At 58.4% G+C, this 18,488-nt stretch carries 15 protein-coding genes; 4 read left to right on the plus strand and 11 right to left on the minus strand.

Annotated elements, in window-relative coordinates; genetic code table 11:
* From carB to ABIQ96_RS05315, 5 genes are all read right to left on the minus strand, one after another.
* Nucleotides 1-2,719 (minus strand): carbamoyl-phosphate synthase large subunit (carB, locus tag ABIQ96_RS05295; RefSeq protein ID WP_348213514.1); only part of this gene is annotated, 2,719 nt, incomplete at its 3' end.
* A 153-nt stretch (nucleotides 2,720-2,872) separates the two neighbouring features.
* A complete protein-coding gene (locus ABIQ96_RS05300; RefSeq protein ID WP_348213515.1) occupies nucleotides 2,873-3,427 on the minus strand; it encodes a thioredoxin family protein in 555 nt (184 codons plus the stop codon).
* 67 nt (nucleotides 3,428-3,494) lie between these two features.
* Nucleotides 3,495-3,959, minus strand: a complete 465-nt coding sequence (locus ABIQ96_RS05305; RefSeq protein WP_348213516.1) for a thioredoxin domain-containing protein — start codon at nucleotides 3,957-3,959, stop codon at nucleotides 3,495-3,497.
* Nucleotides 3,960-3,995: 36 nt separating this feature from the next.
* Nucleotides 3,996-4,913: a hypothetical protein gene (locus tag ABIQ96_RS05310; protein ID WP_348213517.1), complete on the minus strand. Its 918-nt coding sequence runs from the start codon at nucleotides 4,911-4,913 to the stop codon at nucleotides 3,996-3,998.
* A complete protein-coding gene (locus tag ABIQ96_RS05315) occupies nucleotides 4,910-7,891 on the minus strand; it encodes a tetratricopeptide repeat protein (protein WP_348213518.1) in 2,982 nt (993 codons plus the stop codon). Before ABIQ96_RS05315 ends, ABIQ96_RS05310 begins: the two co-directional genes overlap by 4 nt.
* 139 nt (nucleotides 7,892-8,030) lie before the next feature.
* Here ABIQ96_RS05315 and recQ point away from each other — a divergent pair, with 139 nt between their 5' ends.
* From recQ to ABIQ96_RS05330, 3 genes are read left to right on the plus strand one after another with little or no spacing between them, the layout of a single operon-like run.
* Nucleotides 8,031-10,211: a DNA helicase RecQ gene (recQ, locus tag ABIQ96_RS05320; RefSeq protein ID WP_348213519.1), complete on the plus strand. Its 2,181-nt coding sequence runs from the start codon at nucleotides 8,031-8,033 to the stop codon at nucleotides 10,209-10,211.
* Nucleotides 10,212-10,236: 25 nt separating this feature from the next.
* A complete protein-coding gene (locus ABIQ96_RS05325; RefSeq protein WP_348213520.1) occupies nucleotides 10,237-10,908 on the plus strand; it encodes a hypothetical protein in 672 nt (223 codons plus the stop codon).
* Between the two features lie 9 nt (nucleotides 10,909-10,917).
* Nucleotides 10,918-11,379 (plus strand): tRNA (cytidine(34)-2'-O)-methyltransferase, encoded by a 462-nt coding sequence (locus ABIQ96_RS05330; protein WP_348213521.1) that lies wholly within the window; start codon nucleotides 10,918-10,920, stop codon nucleotides 11,377-11,379.
* Between the two features lie 215 nt (nucleotides 11,380-11,594).
* Here the strand turns inward: ABIQ96_RS05330 and ABIQ96_RS05335 are convergent, their stop codons facing one another.
* Both ABIQ96_RS05335 and ABIQ96_RS05340 read right to left on the minus strand, forming a co-directional pair.
* Nucleotides 11,595-12,098 (minus strand): TlpA disulfide reductase family protein, encoded by a 504-nt coding sequence (locus ABIQ96_RS05335; RefSeq protein WP_348213522.1) that lies wholly within the window; start codon nucleotides 12,096-12,098, stop codon nucleotides 11,595-11,597.
* Nucleotides 12,099-12,212: 114 nt separating this feature from the next.
* Nucleotides 12,213-12,677, minus strand: coding sequence for a cytochrome c (locus ABIQ96_RS05340; protein ID WP_348213523.1), 465 nt, complete (start codon nucleotides 12,675-12,677; stop codon nucleotides 12,213-12,215).
* A gap of 113 nt (nucleotides 12,678-12,790) precedes the next feature.
* Between ABIQ96_RS05340 and ABIQ96_RS05345 the strand changes: the two genes are divergently transcribed.
* The gene (locus ABIQ96_RS05345; RefSeq protein WP_348213524.1) at nucleotides 12,791-13,435 is read left to right on the plus strand and encodes an HAD family phosphatase; all 645 of its coding nucleotides are present in this window, start codon (nucleotides 12,791-12,793) and stop codon (nucleotides 13,433-13,435) included.
* A gap of 143 nt (nucleotides 13,436-13,578) precedes the next feature.
* Here ABIQ96_RS05345 and ABIQ96_RS05350 read toward each other — a convergent pair whose 3' ends face one another.
* The 4 genes from ABIQ96_RS05350 to rdgB form a co-directional block, all read right to left on the minus strand.
* Entirely contained in the window at nucleotides 13,579-15,195 is a 1,617-nt protein-coding gene (locus ABIQ96_RS05350; protein ID WP_348213525.1) for a DUF2130 domain-containing protein, read from the minus strand.
* A 2-nt stretch (nucleotides 15,196-15,197) separates the two neighbouring features.
* Nucleotides 15,198-17,078 (minus strand): ATP-dependent endonuclease, encoded by a 1,881-nt coding sequence (locus ABIQ96_RS05355; RefSeq protein WP_348213526.1) that lies wholly within the window; start codon nucleotides 17,076-17,078, stop codon nucleotides 15,198-15,200.
* A 227-nt stretch (nucleotides 17,079-17,305) separates the two neighbouring features.
* A complete protein-coding gene (locus ABIQ96_RS05360) occupies nucleotides 17,306-17,827 on the minus strand; it encodes a peptidoglycan endopeptidase (protein ID WP_348213527.1) in 522 nt (173 codons plus the stop codon).
* A gap of 37 nt (nucleotides 17,828-17,864) precedes the next feature.
* Nucleotides 17,865-18,464 carry an RdgB/HAM1 family non-canonical purine NTP pyrophosphatase gene (rdgB, locus tag ABIQ96_RS05365; protein WP_348213528.1) on the minus strand — a complete coding sequence of 200 codons (600 nt, stop codon included), beginning with the start codon at nucleotides 18,462-18,464 and terminating at the stop codon, nucleotides 17,865-17,867.
* Nucleotides 18,465-18,488: the final 24 nt, after the last annotated feature.

Raw genomic sequence — 18,488 nt, forward strand, 5'->3', positions numbered from 1 at the left:
TGGTCTGGGTGTAGCCCATGTCCTTCAGTTTTTCGCCGACCATGACTTTCGCGGCAAGCTTGGCGAGGGAAACGCCGGTGGCCTTGCTGACAAACGGCACGGTCCGGGAAGCGCGCGGGTTGACCTCGATGACGTAGAGTTGTTCGTCTTTCACCGCGAACTGGATGTTCATCAGGCCGCGGACCTTGAGCTCGCGGGCGAGGTCAATGGCGGCGCGGGTGATTTCCGCCTTGATAGAATCTGATAGGGAAAACGCGGGGATGACACAGGCGGAGTCGCCGGAGTGGATGCCGGCCTGCTCGATGTGTTCCATGATCGCACCGACGACGGACGTTTCTCCATCAGAAATGCAGTCCACGTCCACTTCGGTCGCGTTGTCGAGGAAGCGGTCGACGAGGACCGGGCGCTCCGGCGAGGCGATGACGGCCTCGCGCATGTAGCGGGTGAGTTCGGAATCGCAGTAAACGATCATCATGCCGCGGCCGCCGAGGACGAAGGACGGACGGACGAGGACCGGGTAGCCGATGCGGTTAGCGATGACGAGCGCTTCGGCTTCGTTGGTCGCGGTGCCGGCTTCGGCTTGCTTGAGATTGAGCTTGTCGAGCAGCGCGGAGAAGAACTTGCGATCCTCGGCTTGTTCGATCGACTTCGGCGAGGTGCCGATGATCGGGACACCGTGGCGTTCGAGGTCGGCGGCGAGGTTGAGCGGGGTTTGGCCGCCGAATTGGACGATGACGCCGTGGGGCTTTTCCTGATCGCAGATGTTGAGGACGTCTTCGAGTGTGAGGGGTTCGAAGAAGAGTTTGTCCGAGGTGTCGTAGTCGGTGGAAACCGTTTCGGGGTTCGAGTTGACCATGATGGTTTCGTAACCCAACTCCTTCAACGCAAAGGCGGCGTGGACGCAGCAGTAGTCGAACTCGATGCCTTGGCCGATGCGGTTCGGGCCACCACCGAGGATGATGATCTTCTTTTTGTCCGACTGGCGGGCTTCGTTTTCGTCGCCGTAGGTGGAGTAGAAATAAGGCGTGTAAGCTTCGAACTCGGCGGCGCAGGTATCGACGAGGCGGTAGGTCGGAATGATGCCTTTTTGCTTACGCTCGGCGCGGATCGTGTCCTCGGTCGGGACATCGACGACGGCACCTTCGGGTTCAGCGCGGGGCGGAGCACCAGCGGGCTGGTCTTTCTCACCGTGGATCGAAGCGTCGTGGATGAGCGGCGAAGCAGCGCGGGCCTTGGCGATCTGGCGATCGGAAAAGCCCATTTTCTTCGCGCGCTTCAGGTCCATCGTGGCGAGTTCCATACCCTCCTTGGCAATCTGCTGGAGGTGGCCAAGGAACCAAGGATCGATGGCGGTGGCGTCTTGGATTTCCTCCAGCGTCCAGCCGTTCACGAACGCGGTTTGCAGCCAGAAAATGCGCTCGGCATTGGGAATCTGGAGTTTGCGGGTGATTTCGTCCTTGGTCGGGCTGTGCGGATCCTTGTTGTCGAAGCCGAAGCCCCAACGACCGGTTTCGAGCGAGCGGAGGCATTTCTGCATCGATTCCTTGAAAGTACGGCCGATCGACATCGCTTCGCCGACGGATTTCATCGACGTGGTGAGAACGGCGTTAGCGGTCGGAAATTTCTCAAACGTAAAGCGCGGGATTTTGGTGACCACGTAGTCGATGGTCGGCTCGAAAGAGGCGGGAGTCTCGCGGGTGATGTCGTTGGGAAGCTCGTCGAGCGTGTAGCCGACGGCGAGTTTGGCGGCGATTTTCGCGATCGGGAAGCCGGTCGCTTTCGAGGCGAGCGCGGATGAACGGGAAACGCGCGGGTTCATTTCGATGACGATCATCCGGCCGGTCTTCGGGTCGGTGGCGAACTGGATGTTCGAGCCGCCGGTTTCCACGCCGATCTCGCGGATGACGGCGAAGGACGCGTCGCGCATGATCTGGTATTCGCGGTCGGTGAGTGTCTGGATCGGCGCGACGGTGATGGAGTCACCGGTGTGCACGCCCATCGGGTCGAGGTTTTCGATCGAGCAAATGACCACGCAGTTGTCCGCGCAGTCACGCATGACTTCCATTTCGAACTCTTTCCAGCCGAGCAGCGATTCATCGATGAGCACCTCGGAAACCGGAGAAAGGTCGAGCCCGCGGGTGATGATTTCCTCATACTCCTCGCGGTTGTAGGCGATGCCGCCGCCTTGGCCGCCGAGCGTGAAAGCCGGGCGGATGATGAGGGGAAATGTGCCGATTTCCTCAGCAACCTTCTTCGCCTCGTCCATCGTGTGGGCGATGCCCGAGCGCGGCATGTCGAGTCCGATCTTGATCATCGCCTCTTTGAAAAGCTGGCGATCCTCGCCCTTGTCGATGGCCTCCGGCTTCGCACCGATCATCCGCACGCCGTATTTTTCCAGCACGCCGGACTTGTGCAGCGACATCGATGTGTTGAGCGCCGTCTGGCCGCCGAGCGTCGGGAGCAATGCGTCCGGCTTCTCACGAATGATTATTTTCTCCACCACTTCCGGGGTGATCGGCTCGATGTAGGTGCGATGCGCGAACTCCGGATCCGTCATGATCGTCGCCGGGTTCGAGTTCACCAGCACCACCTCGTAGCCCTCTTCCTTCAGTGCCTTGCAAGCCTGGACGCCGGAATAATCGAACTCGCAGCCCTGGCCGATGACGATGGGGCCGGAGCCGATAACGAGGATTTTCCGGATCGAGGTGTCTTTGGGCATGGTCGTGAAAAGGTTCGGGAAATGGCCGTCGGCGCGGCTAAATTTCGAGGTGTGTGGCAGGGTTCCCGCGCCTTGTAAAGGGTGGGATGCCGGAAGATTGAACAGCCTCTCCGCAAGGATCAACCCCGAACGCCCCGACATTTCACCACCCGCTCAACGCCGCTTCATTCCGGGGGGAAGCCAGTTCTTTTTCATCGGTGCGGCGAGCTGCTTTTCCACTGGCGGCGCGGCGACAACCGACGTCACCGCGGGAAGCTTTTTCACCTGCGCCGCGATCCGTTGGCGGATTTCATCGACTTCCGGTAGCCCGACAATCCGATCCACCAGCATTCCGTCGCTGTAAAATCTCAGATCAGGCGTGCTCTTGACCTCTTGAGCGACCGTGAATTTCGGCGATGTCTCGATGTTGATCTTGCCCACCAGAACCCGCCCGCCGAACTCCTCGGTGAGGGTCTGAAAAACGGGAACCAGTTGCAGCGATTGCCCGTTCCAATTCGCATAATACTCCACGATGGTCAGCTTCCCCCGCTGGCGGCAGAACGATCCCAGATCGTCTTCGGTGAGATTCACAATCTTCGGTCCGGAAACCACCGGAACGGCGTCGCCCGCTGCCCCGGGCTTGCTGATTTCCCCGGCCAATTTGCGCACACGTTCACAGCCGGAGCTGAAAAACAGCCCGACCACCAGCAGAAGTCCGGGGAACTTCATGGGTCGAAAGGGGGATGCAATGGGGAATGTTAGGGAAAATGGATCCGGGGGAGGATCCTTCAGGAAACTAGCCTCCTGCAGGCTTCATACCCGCAACCGGGGGACGCCAATTCTTGTCGATTCGCTTCAGACCGCGGAGGATTTCCTCAACTTTGCGCTCAACCTGAACCTGGCTCCAAAGTCCCTGGAATTCGAAAACCTTCTGGGTTCCCGCGAAAATCACGACATGCGGCGGCTTGGTAACACCCTGCTGCTTCGCGATTTCGGGGTGTTGCTGAAAATCCACCCGGTTGACGATCACGTATTTTTCATACTTCGTCTGAACCTTGTTGAGGGTGTCGGCGATCTGCTCGCTGGCCGGATCTTTTGGAAGATGAAAATGATAAATGACCAATCGATCATCCTGTTTCGCCGCGGTGGCCGGCTTCTTGTCCACCGGCGCGGGATAAAAATAGACTCCGGCGATGATGGCCACAGCCAACACCAGAAAGAAGATCCTCTTGATCTGTTTTGCCCGCTCCTCGTGAGTCACCCGGATATCTTTATTAAGATCTCCGTAATATCAATACTATTTACCCCTGGTGGATTTGAGAAACTCCCTGAAATCCGCCGGCAATGGCATCCCGGCTCCCAGCGAAACCTCGAACAACGTCGCCACTGATTCCGCTTCGCCGAGTTTCATCCGCGCTTTCAACGACACCTCTTCGTTCGCCTTGCCACGGAGTTTGATCGCTTTTTTGACGTCCTCGTCATTGTGATAAATTCCAAGAATCCGCAACGCCGCCTGACGGGTGATTTCTTCCGAAGCTCCTCCATCCGCAGTGATCGCGGCGTTGTAGGAAATCAGCGCCTCGTCCGCTCTGCCCAACCCTTCGAGAGCGAGTCCGTGGCAATACTCGATCTGCGCGCGCTGGTCGCCGGGAAGCCGCATGTTAGACCGCTCGTTCGCGAGTGCGTCCAGCCGGTCCCAGCTTTTCGTACGGACCGCATCCCAAAAGACATACAATTCCAACTGCCTCATCTGATACTCGCGGGAAAGAGGTCCTTTCGAGAATTTCTGCAACGCGGCGGCCAGACCGTCCAGATCTCCCTTCTTGCGCAGGCATTCCATTTCATAGAACGCCGCCAGCGTCGAATAGCTGTCCTCCAGTCCCTCGACCGGCCGGAAGCGCTCCTTCACCGTAACGAATTTCGCCTCGGCCTCGCCATACTTCCGTGCCTGATAGAGATTCATCGCCACCGCGAAATCCGCGGGCTCGCTGACAAAAACCGAAGCACCGTCCTGAAGCACGAAATCCAACACGTCCTTCGAGCCGCCGGGGATCCGATAGCGGATCGACGTCCTCGTCGCCGCCACCAGTTCGATCCTCCGCGGCGGGGTGTTTTTTTCTATCAGGTATCCGTCCGTCTTGAATTCCGGTTTCACGGCCGGTGCCGCATGACACGTCGCCGCCACCATCATGAATACCATGGTTTTTCGCATCATTGTTGCAATGGCTTTGTCGGTGTGGATCCGTCGTTGGCGACCGTCGGCTTGATGCCCGGACTTGTTGCGAATGTTTTGACGGCTTGTTCGATTTCACGCCACGGCCCGAGATCCTCTTCCTTAAGCGCCGCCGCGGATCCACGGGTGCGGTCGAGATATTTCATTCCGCCTTTGTAAGCGGTCTGCCGGTCGGAAGGGCCGGCACCATCGACGGCGTCACGGTTCCGCGACCACAGCAGTTGCATCCAGTTGTTCATCGCCGGAGCCGATATTCCCAGATCCTCCGTGTGCATCGACCAGACACGGGCGTATTCGTTGATCGCCTCGTCGGTGCGTTTCAACTCCTGATAGGACCTGGCCAGCATCAGGCTCACCTGCGGAACGAAATCCGCGGACTGCGATTTGTCGCGATTCAGATAGACCGTCGCCTGTTCGACCGCATTTGCGAAATCCCCTTTGGCCATCGACAATTCGACGATGCGGAAAAGGGCATAGCCACGCTCCCACCCGGACTTGGAATCCTCATAAACCTTTTTGAAATCCCCAATACCCAGATCGATCTCCGCGGCAACCGTGGAGCGGGCCCGGACATCGGCCCGGCCCAACAAGGCGTTGGTCCGCAGCGCCGGATCATCCCGGCCGATCGCCTCATCGTAAAAGACCAGCGCCTCCCGCGGCGTGGAAGTGGTCAGGCGGAGGTGATCGCCGAGGCGGATCAATGTCAGCGTGTCGAGATCCTTCGGCGTGAAGTCGGTCTTGATTTTCTGATAGAGCGTTTTCACCATCGCCGCCGCCTCCAGCCTGCGTGCCTCTTCCTTCGCATCGCGAGCCTCCTTTTCGAATGCCGTGATCACCGCCATCCGGAGATGCGCGAGCTGGCTCTTGTTCGCCGGATCGATTCCTGGAAAATTTCCAAGCTGTTGGGCAAGCTCTTCCGGACTGTGTTTGCCAAGAAAAGCAACGGCATAGGAATCGATCAATAAGGCGGCTTCTCCCGGATCACTCACGCCTTTGGCGATAATCCCGTGCAAACGTCCGAGCGCTTCATCGCCGCGACCGGCACTGACAAAAGGACGCACCTGGGCCACGGCCACCCGGGTCTGCCACGGTGATCCTTCGGCATACTCCTTCCAAAACCGATCCGCATGGGAAACCGCCGCCTTCATTTTCCCGACGTCTCCATTTCCACCTAACAATTCCACCAGCTCGCAAAGCGTGTCGCCGACAACGCTCCGGTCATTGCGGGCGGATGCAATCTCCAATGCCTTCAAATAGGCTTTTTCCGCCTCAGCCGGATGTCCCGATGCCAGTTCCACATTGCCTTGAAGGTTGAACGCCTGAGCCGCCACCGCGCTGTCCGGGAACTCCGTGGTCAGACGACGGATTTTTTCCAGCGCAGGGGACATCTCGTTCGCGGCGAAATGACAGGCCGCGCGTTCATAAAGGCCCGGAGCAACGTAGGAGCCGGACGGGTGGGCTGCTAGAAACGCGTCGAACAATGCGGCGGACTTGTCCCGCAGCCGGAGCCTCGCCGCGTTGGACGCCTGGTAAAAGGCCGCCTCAACGGCATGCTCGCTCCGCGGATAGGCGGTCACATGCAGATCAAGCAACTCACCCGCCTTGTCGTACATACCGGAGTTGAAGTACGACACGCCCAGTATGAACAGGCAAAGATCGTGTTCCGAAGTGCCCTTTGCTAACAACTCCAGCATCGGACCACCCACCGCGACGCAGTCCGCGGAATCGCCTTCTTCATAAAGCGTGGACAGGATCAGCCGCCGCACGTCCGTGATTCTGGTGGATTCCGGAAACGTTTTCACAAACGTGTCCGCGTATTTCCGGACTTTCGCACCCCGTCCGGCCCGCGACGCCACGCGGATCAGATTGAACAGGTTTTCCTCCCGCTTCTCGGCCCCCGGATAGAAAATCTCCAATTGCTGATAGGCGGCGAAGGCTCCGGTAAAATTCCCGCCCGCCTCGTGCAGGAACGCGACGGCTGCGAGCTTGATCGTTTCCGTCGCCCGCTTTCCCCGGCGATCCGCCTCGAAGGTCGTGAGGTCTTCTTCCAGTTCGGTCCGGGTGTAAGTCATTCCGCTGTCCTCGATCTGGCTGGCGGTGCCCATCGCTTTCAGCCGCGCGCGGACGTCGTCGATCGCGACATCGGTGGACGGCACGAATTGATACAACTCCATCGCCGCGCGCCTCATGCCGACGCCTATCGCATCACCGGCAAGCTTCATGAATGCTGGCGAAAAACGGTACATCTCGTAAGGTTCGATGCAAAGTCCTCCGCGGTTTTTCCCGATGAAATCCAACAGCGCCTGCTCGTTTCCTTTCTCAATGACCGCGCTGACAAGAGCTTGGAATCCAGCGATGATCCCCGTGTCCGGAGTAGGAAAGTTCGCTTTGTTCCTGATGGCGATCTCGAGGTTCTCGCTGCCCTGCGCAATGTGTCCGAGCTTGTAGTGACAGATCGCGAGATTCACCTGATAGGATCCCTGCGGAAACTTGTCGCGGATCTTGTCGCGCTCCTCGATGAATTTCGCAAACCGGGTGAGCGCCAGTTCCCAATCCTCGGCACCCATGGCGGACTCGCCCCATTTGAGCAGCGCCAGTTTCTGATAGATGTTGCCGGTATCCCTCGCCGCGGCTCCGTTCGGGAAATCGCGGTAACAGGATTCGAAAGAAAGCATCGCCTCTTTCCACCGCTTCAGTTTCATTTCACAGAGACCTTTCCGATAGAAAATGATCCCGAACTGGGGACCGTATTTGCGGAGCGGTTGCTCGCCACCGAATCGAGTGACCGCCTGCGTGTTGAGTTCCAGCGCCTGCTCCCAGTTCTTCTCTTTCATCGCCGCCTGCGAACCGCCTATCAGGCTTTCAAGCGTCGCTTCCTGGGCGAAAGCGGAAACCGCGAGCAGCAGCGAAACCGCACACGCCCTGCCGAGGAAGGCTATGAGGGAAACGCTGGATTTCATCGAAGTGGAGGAAGGGTCAGGAGGTCCGTGAGGCGCTGGCAAACGATAGGCGCAATTGCAAACTGCCCGCAAAAGCAAAATTGGTCAGCAGCCGATGAAATGCTTGACCTGTTCAAAAGATCACCCATAAAAGGATGTCGTGAGTGTTCAAAAATTGTCCCAATGCCTCAAGCAGACTTTCGGCTACGATGAATTTCGCCCGCTGCAGCGGGAAATCATGGAGGCCTCGCTCGCTGGCCGCGACGCCGTTGCCATCCTGCCGACCGGCGCGGGAAAAAGCCTTTGTTACCAGCTTCCTGCCTTGGTCCGCGAGGGGCTGACCGTCGTGGTTTCACCGCTCATCGCGTTGATGAAGGATCAGGTGGACCAGCTCGAAGCCAGCGGCGTAGAGGCAACTTTTCTCAATTCGACTTTGGATGGAGACGAAGCCCGCCGCCGCATCGACAGACTCAATGCCGGAAAATATCAATTGCTGTATGTCGCGCCGGAGCGGTTGATGCTGCCGGATTTCCTGTCACGGCTGAAAGGCTGGAAAATCGCCGCGCTGGCCGTGGACGAGGCGCACTGCATCAGCGAGTGGGGCCATGATTTCCGCCCGGAATACCGCCGCTTGAAAGAAGTCCGGCAACTCATTCCGGACATCCCGATCCTCGCCCTAACTGCCACCGCGACCGAGCGCGTGCGCGAGGACATCGTCCGGCAGCTCGAACTCCGCGACCCGTCGGTTTTCCTCGCGAGCTTCAATCGCCCGAATTTAAAATACCAGGTCATCGCCAAGGCCGGAGCGGCGGCGCAGGTTTGCAATTTCGCCAACGCCAGGCCCGACGAGTCCGGCATCGTCTATTGCCAATCGCGCAAGAATACCGAAGCCCTCGCCGCCACGCTGCGCGCCCAAGGATTTTCCGCCGTCGCCTATCATGCGGGGCTCGATGCCCAGGAGCGTGCGAAAAACCAGGACGCCTTCCTCCGAGATGAGGCGAAGATCGTCTGCGCCACCGTCGCCTTCGGCATGGGCATCAACAAACCGAACGTGCGCTACGTCATCCACGCGGATCTGCCGAAGAACATCGAGGGCTACTATCAGGAAACCGGACGCGCCGGCCGCGATGGCCTGCCCGCCGATTGCCTCTTGCTGTTTTCCCGCGGCGACGTGATGAAATACCTCAAATTTCTCGACGATATCCCGGACGAACAGGCCCGCGCCGTCGCCCACCACCAGCTCGACCAGATGACGCATTTCGCCGAAAGCGATATCTGCCGCCGTGTCAGTTTGTTAGGTTATTTCGGTGAAACCTGGACGCAGGAAAACTGTGGCGGCTGCGATCACTGCCTCAGCCCGCGCGAGAAATGGGACGCCACCACCGACGTTCAAAAGCTCCTCAGTTGCGTGCTGCGGATCCGCCAGGCGGGGAATTTCAGCGTCGGCCTCAACCACGTTTCCGAAGTCCTCACCGGCGGCCAATCCGAGAAAATCCTCCGCTGGAAGCACGACCAGCTCACCACCCACGGCATCGGCAAGGACCAGCCGCGCCCCTACTGGGTGGACCTCGGCCGGCAACTGCTGCGGCTTGGTCTGTTAGCCGGCAGCGAGGACAAGTTTCCCACCGTCGCCGTCAGCCAGCAAGGGATCGACACTCTGAAAAAGCGCGAAACCGTGATGCTCACCCGGTCACTCGCCATGCCGAAATCGAAAGCCGTCCGCACCGGCGACATCCCCTGCGATCCCGGATTGTTCGAGCGCCTTCGCATGCTGCGCAAGGAACTCGCCGATGCCCGGAATGTCCCGCCATACGTCGTTTTCTCCGATGTCACGCTGCGCCACTTCAGCCGCGACTATCCGCAAAACGACGCCGCGCTGTTGCGCGTCCCCGGCGTCGGCGAAAAGAAGCTCGATGACTACGGCCGCGCGTTCACCGAGGTGATCCGCGACTGGCTCTCGGAAAACGAGCGACTGGAATTTTCTCCGCTTGAGACCGTCACCGCTCCCCTCGCCCGCCCGGGGGGAATCACCGTAGGAACAGCGGCGGTCACCCTCGAACTCTTCAAAAGCGGACAATCCGTTTCGGAAATCGCACAAGCCCGCAACCTCGCCGAGTCCACCATCGAAAGCCACCTCGCCCAAGCCATGGAAAACGGCGAGCGGCTCGACCCGCGCGGGCTTTATACCGAGGAGGAAGAGCGCCTGATGCAAGCCGCCATGGACGGCTACGACGAACCCGCGCTGAAGCCGGTTTTCGAACAACTCGAAGGGCGCATCAGTTATGGAAAACTCAGGCTCTACCGGGCGATGGTTTCCAGCCTGGCAACAGCGGATTCATAGGTCCGGCGGGACTGATCAGTCTTGCATGAAGACGCCGGAAGCCTTACGCAACAAGCTGATGGCGGGCGGAAACCTCAATACCCAACGGAACTCATCCTGGTCGCGGACGCTGGTGCGCTCGACCCTGATCTGCGGTGGTGCGGTGGCGATTTTGCTCCCGGCATGGCTTCCTAACCGAGGATCGGTCCCGATCGAGCGCGGGACGGTGGAGTTATTGCAGGCGGTGCTGCTGGCCGCATCCGCCGCGGTGATGCTCGGGGCATCCTCCCACGCCGGATACAATCGTCCGGTTTGCCGGGTGATCGCCATCACGCTGATCGCGGCGTTCATTGCCGAGATCGAGGATTTCCTTTCCGGCATTCTCAAGCTCAAGATTCCCGAAGCGTGGGTTCTAGGCACCATCCTGTTGGCCGCGCTGGTCACCGCCCTGCGCAACCGGCGGGTGATGCTGCATTTCATCTCCACTCTGGGAAATCACGCGGGCTCCGGCTTCATCGGCGCGGCGTTGTTGATCATTTACGTGTTCAACAAAGTGATCGGCAGCTCGAAGTTCTGGAAAGCTTCGCTCGGCACCTCGATCTCGCCGGAGATTCCGAAAATCTGCAAAAGCTATCTGGAATTGTTAGGATGCTATCTGGTTTTTGTCGGTGTGCTCGGCCTCTCGATCACCTTGGCGCGGCGCAAGGAGCCCATGTGAACCGCAGCCATGTTCCACATCGTCCTCATCGAACCTGAAATCCCGCACAATGCGGGTGCCGCCGGCCGGCTGGCACTGGCCACGGACTCGGACCTGCATCTCGTTGAGCCGTTAGGGTTTTCACTGGAGGACAAATATGTCCGCCGCACCGGGTTGGATTACTGGCAGGATGTGAGGCTGCACGTCTGGAAGTCGTTCGAGGAACTGCGCGCCTCGGCGGATGCTTCCGCGAAATTCTGGTTTCTCAGCACCAAGGCGACCCGCTCGCCATGGCAGGCGGGGTTTTCAGCAGGCGACTATCTGGTCTTCGGCCGCGAAACCAAGGGGTTGCCAGAAAAGATCATCGAGGAGGCGGGAGAGAATGCCTTGCGCATTCCGATGGCTCCCGGCGGGACACGCAGCCTGAATCTTTCGACGGCCGTGGCGATCGTGCTCTATGAAGCGGTGCGTCAGCAGAATCCGGGATGGTGAATTAAACCGTTTGGCGGGACGACTTTCCACGGGGAATGACGTTTTAAATCATTCGAAGAATTTCAGCCGCAAAAAGGCGCAAAGAAACGCAAAAATGGAACTGATGGGTTTTAAGCCGTTTGCCAGTGGGTCTATCAATCGCCAGAAGGAAATGATTTCTGCGCCCCTTTTTCTCCTTTTTGCGGCTGACTTCTTCCTCCGTCGGTTGCGATCGATCAGTTAGACTTCACGTCGCGCAGCGCCTTCTTCACCGCGGCTTCGAAACCATCTTCCGACGGGCTGCCGTTGAACACCAGCTTGCCGGTGACATCGAAAACACAAACGTAGGGGATGCTGCCCTCGGTGTTTCCCGGAGCGGAGCCCCAAGTCTGGATCGGATACTCGACGCGGGTGCTTTTCAATACTTTGAGAATGTTTTCCTTTGTCCCGTTCTGGCATTCAAAGCCGATGACGGCCAACCCCTTGTCCGCGCCGGCCTTCGCCATCTTCGCGAGTTTCGGCAAACCGGCGAGGCACTCGGGGCAGTTGACCCCCCATTCCTCCACGACAACAACCTTTCCTGTTAGCGTGTTCTTGTCGAAGCCCGCGGTATTCACCGGTTTGCCCCACTTGACATCTGATAGAGATGCGTTCGGGACCGGCGCTTTGGATTTCTTTTCCGCAGCAAATGCGGCGACAGGCAGAAGCACGATTCCTAGCAAGCAGGCGATGGTTTTCATGGCGGTAAATTCAAAGGCGGCGGATGGAAGCAAAACGCGGAATCCCGGAACAAACCGTGATCCCGCGGGTGGCGGCCGCTACTCTGGGAGTGACTCCGCAGGCGCTTTATTCCCTTATTTCTTAGTCGCAAGCTCGGCGAGCTTCGCGCGAGTGACCGGGGCGGTGATGTCCTTCCATTGCTCGCGGTATTTCGCGGCATCTTCCTTGGAAACCGGTGCGGCCTTGTTGCCGAAGGAACCGCGAACGTAGGTCATCACGGCGGCGAGTTTCTCATCGTCCAATGCGGCTCCCAGAGGTGCCATCATGCCTAGATATTCCGTGCCTTCTTTCTGGATGCCCTTGAGCACCACGAGCGCCATGATCGACGGGTCACCAAGTGCGATTTTCGAGTCGATGAGCGGCGGTGCCATTTTGCTGGGGCCCGCTTGGACTCCTTTGGCGTCCATGCCGTGGCAGGCGGCGCAGGTCATGAAGCTCATTTTCCCGGTTTCCATGAGCTTGGCGGTTTCGGCCTCATCGGCGGCTGCGATCATGGAAAAACCTGCGGTGAAAACGAGAGGGAGTAGAAATTTGTGCATGGAGTTGATTGGTTGCGGTGCCTTTACCCTAAATCGACGCGATTTCTTACGCAACCCCCAAGAATCGGGATTCCCGGCTTGCCGCGACCGGATGACCGGGGCATGTCCTGCGCATGGCATTTTCCGCGGTTTTGTTTGATTTCGACGGTGTCCTCGTGGACACCGAGTGGGCGATCTATCAGGCGTGGCTGCGGACCTTCCAAACCCACGGACACGATCTTCCGCTGGATGTTTACACACACTGCATCGGCTCGGATTTCGCGACGTGGTCGCCGAAGACCCACTTGGAGGAACTCACGGGAATGGCCTTCGACTGGCACGATCTGGACGCGCGCCGGCAGGAGGAAATCCTGAGCGAACTGACTCACGAAGGCACGATGCCGGGCGTGATCGCGTTACTGGAACAACTCACGCGCGGTGAAATCCGGCGGGCGGTGGTTTCCAGTTCCTCTCATCATTGGGTGGACGGCTGGCTGGAGAAATTGGCGTTCGCAAATCACTTCGAAACCATCGTCTGCCGCGGCGATGCGGAACGGATCAAACCGGCGCCGGATCTGTATCTGGAGGCCGCGCGCCGACTCGCGTTAGATCCCGCCGATTGTCTGGTAATCGAGGATTCGCTCAACGGCGTGAAATCCGCGAAGGCCGCGGGAATGACGGTGTGGGTGGTGCCTAACCGGGTAACGTCCGGGTTGGATTTTTCCACTGCGGACCGGATTTTCCCGTCGATGGAATTGTTGGCATCAGCAATTGGGTAGCTGCCTACCACTGGCAGGTTCAAGTCCTTCGAAAGGTCGAGCTCAGCAGCTGCCCGACAGGGCTCTCTGCTGGAGCGAATTGTTAGCCGGCAGCATCAAAGTTCGCCCACCGATGATACGTTTTTTAAATTAGCCCACTTATATCATCCCTCATCGGCAGGCTCTTGACTCTTGAGTTCGGCGAACTTGGCCGCCATCGTCGGGTTGCCCCGATTCAGCTTCTTGATCGTCACGTCTTGTGCCTTGTCGTTCGCAAGACGAAGGTTTCGATCAGTGCCGAGCAGAGCCTCCTTCGTCTTCTGAAGGTGGTCGATCGACTTGTCGATCTCATCAATCGCCGTTTGGAAGCGTCTGGAGGCAAGGTCGTAATTCTTCGCGAATCCGGTCTTGAATGTCTCGAGTTCGGTTTCAAAGTTCGTGATGTCGATGTTCTGCGCCTTAACCAGCGCGAGTTCCGACTTGTACTTGAGCGAGTTCATCGCCGCATTCCGGAGCAGCGTGATAATTGGAATGAAGAACTGCGGGCGGACGACGTACATCTTCGGGTAGCGGTGGGATACATCAACAATCCCAATGTTGTAGAGCTCGCTGTCGGGCTCCAGCATGGAGACCAGCACTGCATACTCGCACCCCTTCTCCGTGCGATCCTTGTCGATCTCCTTCAGAAAGTCTTCGTTCTTTTTCTTCGTTGCAGTTAGGTCGCTCTCGTTCTTCATTTCGAACATGATCGAGACGATCTCAGTACCGGCCTCATCCGAGTCGCGAAAAATGTAGTCACCCTTGCTGCCAGTCCGCGCGTCGTTGTCCTTTTCGAAATATGACTTCGGAAACGCCGTAGCTCTGATGCGGTTGAACTCGGTCTCGCAGTGCTGTTCGAGCGTTTCGCCAACCATCTTGGTCGACAGGCGAGCCTTCATGTCCCGAAGGCGTTCGATCGCGTCATCGCGATCCTTGATCTGCGTCTCGTACTTGTCCTTGAGCGACTTCTCAGCGAGTTGCTTCTCAAGCTCTGCCCTTGCGAGGCCGCTCTTCAGGTCGTCACGCTCCCTCTCGACGACATTGACGGCTTCGGTTATTGCGAGCTTCTTTGCAACCTCGATGGCGTCGAGTTTGGCCTGCAGACCTTGGACCTCGGCGTCCTTCGTAGCGGCGGCCTTCTGCAGTTCGTTCCCGAGCATTACCTCGGCTAGCTTGGCAGCGGCTTGCCTTTCGTGTTTCGCCTTCTCGAGTTCATTTGCGAGAGCGTCACGTTCTTTCTCCACGGAACTCAGGGCTTCGGTGACAGCGAGCTTCCGTGCGACTTCCCCGGCTTCGAGCTTGGCCGTCAGTCCCTGAACCTCCGCGTCTTTCGTAGCGGCTGCCTTCTGCAGTTCGTTCCCGAGCGTCACCTCGGCTAGCTTGGCAGCGGCTTGCTTGTCATGCTTCGCCTGTTCGAGTTCGTTCGCGAGAGCGTCACGCTCTTTTTCCACGGCGCTGAGGGCTTCGGTCACGGCGAGCTTGCGTGCGACCTCACCGGCATCGAGCCGAGACTTCAGTTCCTGGATCTCGGTATCCTTGGCGACGGCTACTTTTTGTAATTCGCTGGCGACCTTGGTTTCGGCGAGTTCGACGGCGTTCCGCTTGTCCTGCTCGGCAAGTTCGAGTCGCTCGTGCAACTGCTTCTCGAACTCGCTGTTGCGAACTTGCTTCACGATGTCCGCGTATCCGGCCTCGTCGATCTTGAACGCTTTCCCGCAGTGCGGGCAGATGATTTCATGCATGACTATTTTCTCTCTGCCTTGGCCAAGATCTGCGTGAGTATCTCAGGCACTGATCCCTCGGCTTTAAGTGTCGCCGACCGGTACGCGAGTTGATTCTTCGCGAGGCTGATACCTGCTGCCGCCTCAACGTCGATGCAAGCTGTGATCCATTCGGGCCAGTTTGTCGTCAGGAAAGCTTCCAGATGATCTTCAAAGATCGCTACCTTTTCATCAACGATGGCAGATGGAAAATCCTCCTCAGGTCGACCAAAGTATTTCAACGCCATGCGATTTGATGCTGCGTGGCCTTTCCGCTCCTCATCAATCTTGTCCTGCGCCTTTCCATTGGCTTTGGCACGCGCTTCAAACCCGCCATCCGCATCGAAGAGTGCGTAGACCGGGATGCCGACCGAAGTCAAGATCGCGTGCGCGAGGGGAATCGATGTCTTACCTCCGACGGGGACGATAGAGACGCCAGCGGCCTCAAGCGAACCGAGAGAGTTCTTATCACCAATGCCGTAGAACACCGACGACTCTGTCGTGCCTTCTACGAGGAAAGCGCGATGTGCGAATAGAGCCACGGCAAGCTCATTCGCCACGATGCCGTCGAGCTGGCGATCAACTGTATCAGCTTTCATTACCCCGTTCAGCTTGGCCTTCACGCTAGCGACAGTGGCAAGATGGACAGTGACCACAGGAGTCCTGTCAGGCGATCTCGTCAGCCGCCTGACTTGGTCGAAATGACGCGCCTCAATGAAGTAAGGGCTATGAGTCGCATAGGTCACTTGGATGCGCTTACCGGCGTCCTCTGCGAGCGATCGGAGTACCTTCGCGAACGTCTGGGCTTGGATCGGATGCTGAAAGAGTTCGGGTTCTTCGATCGCCAAGCAGATTACACCCTCTGCTGACGCCGATCCCGACTGGGCCAAGAGTTGGAGAGCCGAGATCAGAAGCGTGCGCTGAAAGCCATGCCCCTGTCGCTCCACTTCCGTCACGGTTGTGCCGTCCAGCACAGCCACGTCGAACGTCGTGCGAGGGGCCTTGAGTTCAACTTCGGCAGGGGAAATCGTGACAGCCCGACCAGGAGAGTAGGATGCGACGACCTGGTTGAGCTGTGTCGTCATGGTCTCAAGCTGCTCCTTGAACTTCTCTTCGTAGACTTTCTGCTGCTTCGCGCGCGACTCCTCGACGATATTCGCGATCTCGACATCGGCAGCAGCACGATCGACTGAACGCTCAAGGATTCGACCGATGATGCTCGACTTACCGTCAATCGACTCCTCGCTTGCACGAAGGTCAGCAGTGACCAATACGAAGTCGAAAAGACCACTCATTTTACCGCCGCTGTTAAAGCCGAAAAAGTTGGTCTGCAAGGACTCCGGCGCTTCAACAAGTTCGTCGGTGTGACCAGCCTCCCAGGTCGTCATAGCTTTGTTGGCTGCGTCGACACTGCTCCATGCGGGGAGACCAAGCACGGATTTCTGGTTCCTCAGATCGTTGTAAGCGTCCTTCTTGTCGGCAGCCGATCCCTTGCCGCGGATGTCGTTGAACGGCGTGTAGCTCTTTGAGTTAGCAGATAGGCTTTCAGCCCCGTCTGGGCCGCGACGCTTCCACGCGGTGAAGGTATTGACTCCTGTCGGAGCATACTTGCCAAGCACGCTCGTATCTTTAGCCGTGAGATCAGCAAATGTGACCTGAACCTCGATATCTTCGTCAGTCGCCCCGCAGGAGCAGTCCTTCTCTGTCAGCAAACCAACTTTGCCGTTAAAGTACCAGTCGAGCGCACGAAGCACAGTTGACTTGCCGGCACCGTTCGGTCCTATGAAGGTAGTGACGGAATCAAAGGGGATCGTCACGTCTTTCAACGCCCGGAAGTTCTTGATGCGAACGGATTGGATCTTCATTGCCGGTTCTAGGTTTTTATACCTTTCCGCCGAATGATCATCATGCGCTTTTCAGAGCTTGAGACTCAAGCAACGTTGCCCATAGGTCAGCCATTGGATGGCGGATTCAGTGGCATGGGTATTCATTGGAGACGTCTAACGCCAGAGTCTAGGCAACCGCGCTCTGGACTGTCCAGAGCGAAGCGGACTACTTCGACGTTCGATGTTGAGCGTTCAACGTTCGCTCTTCAGTATCCCGACGGATGCCGCATCACGTGGCCGACTCCTTGGCGGGTCGCCGTTTTCCAGCGCGGGCCGCTTTCTCCGCCGGGTCCGCCGGTGTCGAGGCGCAGGCCGGCGACGGTCATGAAGACGTGGCCGTTGCGGGCGTAGATGGTGATCCATTTGCCTTCGCCTTTTTTGCCATAGCCGAAGTAATCCTTGGAGGGCAGGCAGCCTTTCATCAGCCCGGCTTCACGCAGCACATAGGAGACCGTCCCGGAGCAATCGTATCCGGAGTCGGCGAGATGGGCGTGGCCGCCACCCCATTTGTAGGGCATGTTTTGGAGGCGATTGCCAGCGGCGATGGCGCGCTTGACGGCGGCGGGCGCGTTTTTCGGGGCGTAGGCGATGCCGTCTTTCAACATCGCGGTGCGGCCGTATTGAAAGTGGTAGGAAACCGGCTGGCGGGCCTTGACCTGGCTGGAGCAGGAAACGAGCCCACCGGAGATGGGCACGATGACGGTCAGCAGGAGTAAAAAGCCTTTCACGGCGTGGACTTTTTCAAAAATTGTTAAGAAATGCAAATTATTTTATCTCCTGTGCATTCAGGAACACCACGACTTGCTGCAAAGCCCGGGAGCGATGACTCAGGGAATTTTTAATATCGTCACCCAATTCGGCGAACGTCCGGTCGAAACCTTCGGGGATGAAAAGCGGGTCATAGCCGAACCCGCCCGCTCCATGGAGCGCCTCCACCAGCCGTCCTTCCACCGCGCCACTGAAATTCGCCACTTCCGCTCCATCGCGGGCCAGCACCATCGTGCAACGGAAACGCGCGCCGCGATCGGCTTTACCGGCCATTTCCGCAAGCAGCCTGGCATTGTTCTTCGCGTGATTTCCCTCCTCGCCGCCGAAACTCGATGACCACACCCCCGGCGCGCCGCCCAGAGCATCCACTTCGAGCCCGGAATCATCCGACAGAACCCACCCCGCGACCCGGCTGCTGATGCCTTCCGCCTTCAACCGCGCGTTTTCCAAAAACGTCGTCCCCGTTTCCTCGATCTCCGGAAAATCCGGAAACGCCGTCGCGTCCACGACCTCGAACCGGTCACCGATCATCGCCCGGATCTCGGCGGATTTGTGGGAATTCCGGGTGGCGATGATCAGGCGAGGCAACGGTTGCATGGCTTTCGCTAATGGGTTTGGCGA

It is taken from the genome of Luteolibacter sp., assembly GCF_039920825.1.
Lineage (GTDB): Bacteria > Verrucomicrobiota > Verrucomicrobiia > Verrucomicrobiales > Akkermansiaceae > Luteolibacter.

Bases quoted from the DNA above. Each gene is read 5' to 3' on its own strand.
- ABIQ96_RS05300 (WP_348213515.1), bottom strand. From the start codon at position 3,427: ATGAAGTTCCCCGGACTTCTGCTGGTGGTCGGGCTGTTTTTCAGCTCC.
- ABIQ96_RS05310 (WP_348213517.1), bottom strand. From the start codon at position 4,913: ATGATGCGAAAAACCATGGTATTCATGATGGTGGCGGCGACGTGTCAT.
- ABIQ96_RS05315 (WP_348213518.1), bottom strand. From the start codon at position 7,891: ATGAAATCCAGCGTTTCCCTCATAGCCTTCCTCGGCAGGGCGTGTGCG.
- ABIQ96_RS05325 (WP_348213520.1), top strand. From the start codon at position 10,237: ATGAAGACGCCGGAAGCCTTACGCAACAAGCTGATGGCGGGCGGAAAC.
- ABIQ96_RS05330 (WP_348213521.1), top strand. From the start codon at position 10,918: ATGTTCCACATCGTCCTCATCGAACCTGAAATCCCGCACAATGCGGGT.
- ABIQ96_RS05335 (WP_348213522.1), bottom strand. From the start codon at position 12,098: ATGAAAACCATCGCCTGCTTGCTAGGAATCGTGCTTCTGCCTGTCGCC.
- ABIQ96_RS05340 (WP_348213523.1), bottom strand. From the start codon at position 12,677: ATGCACAAATTTCTACTCCCTCTCGTTTTCACCGCAGGTTTTTCCATG.
- ABIQ96_RS05345 (WP_348213524.1), top strand. From the start codon at position 12,791: ATGGCATTTTCCGCGGTTTTGTTTGATTTCGACGGTGTCCTCGTGGAC.
- ABIQ96_RS05350 (WP_348213525.1), bottom strand. From the start codon at position 15,195: ATGCATGAAATCATCTGCCCGCACTGCGGGAAAGCGTTCAAGATCGAC.
- ABIQ96_RS05355 (WP_348213526.1), bottom strand. From the start codon at position 17,078: ATGAAGATCCAATCCGTTCGCATCAAGAACTTCCGGGCGTTGAAAGAC.
- rdgB (WP_348213528.1), bottom strand. From the start codon at position 18,464: ATGCAACCGTTGCCTCGCCTGATCATCGCCACCCGGAATTCCCACAAA.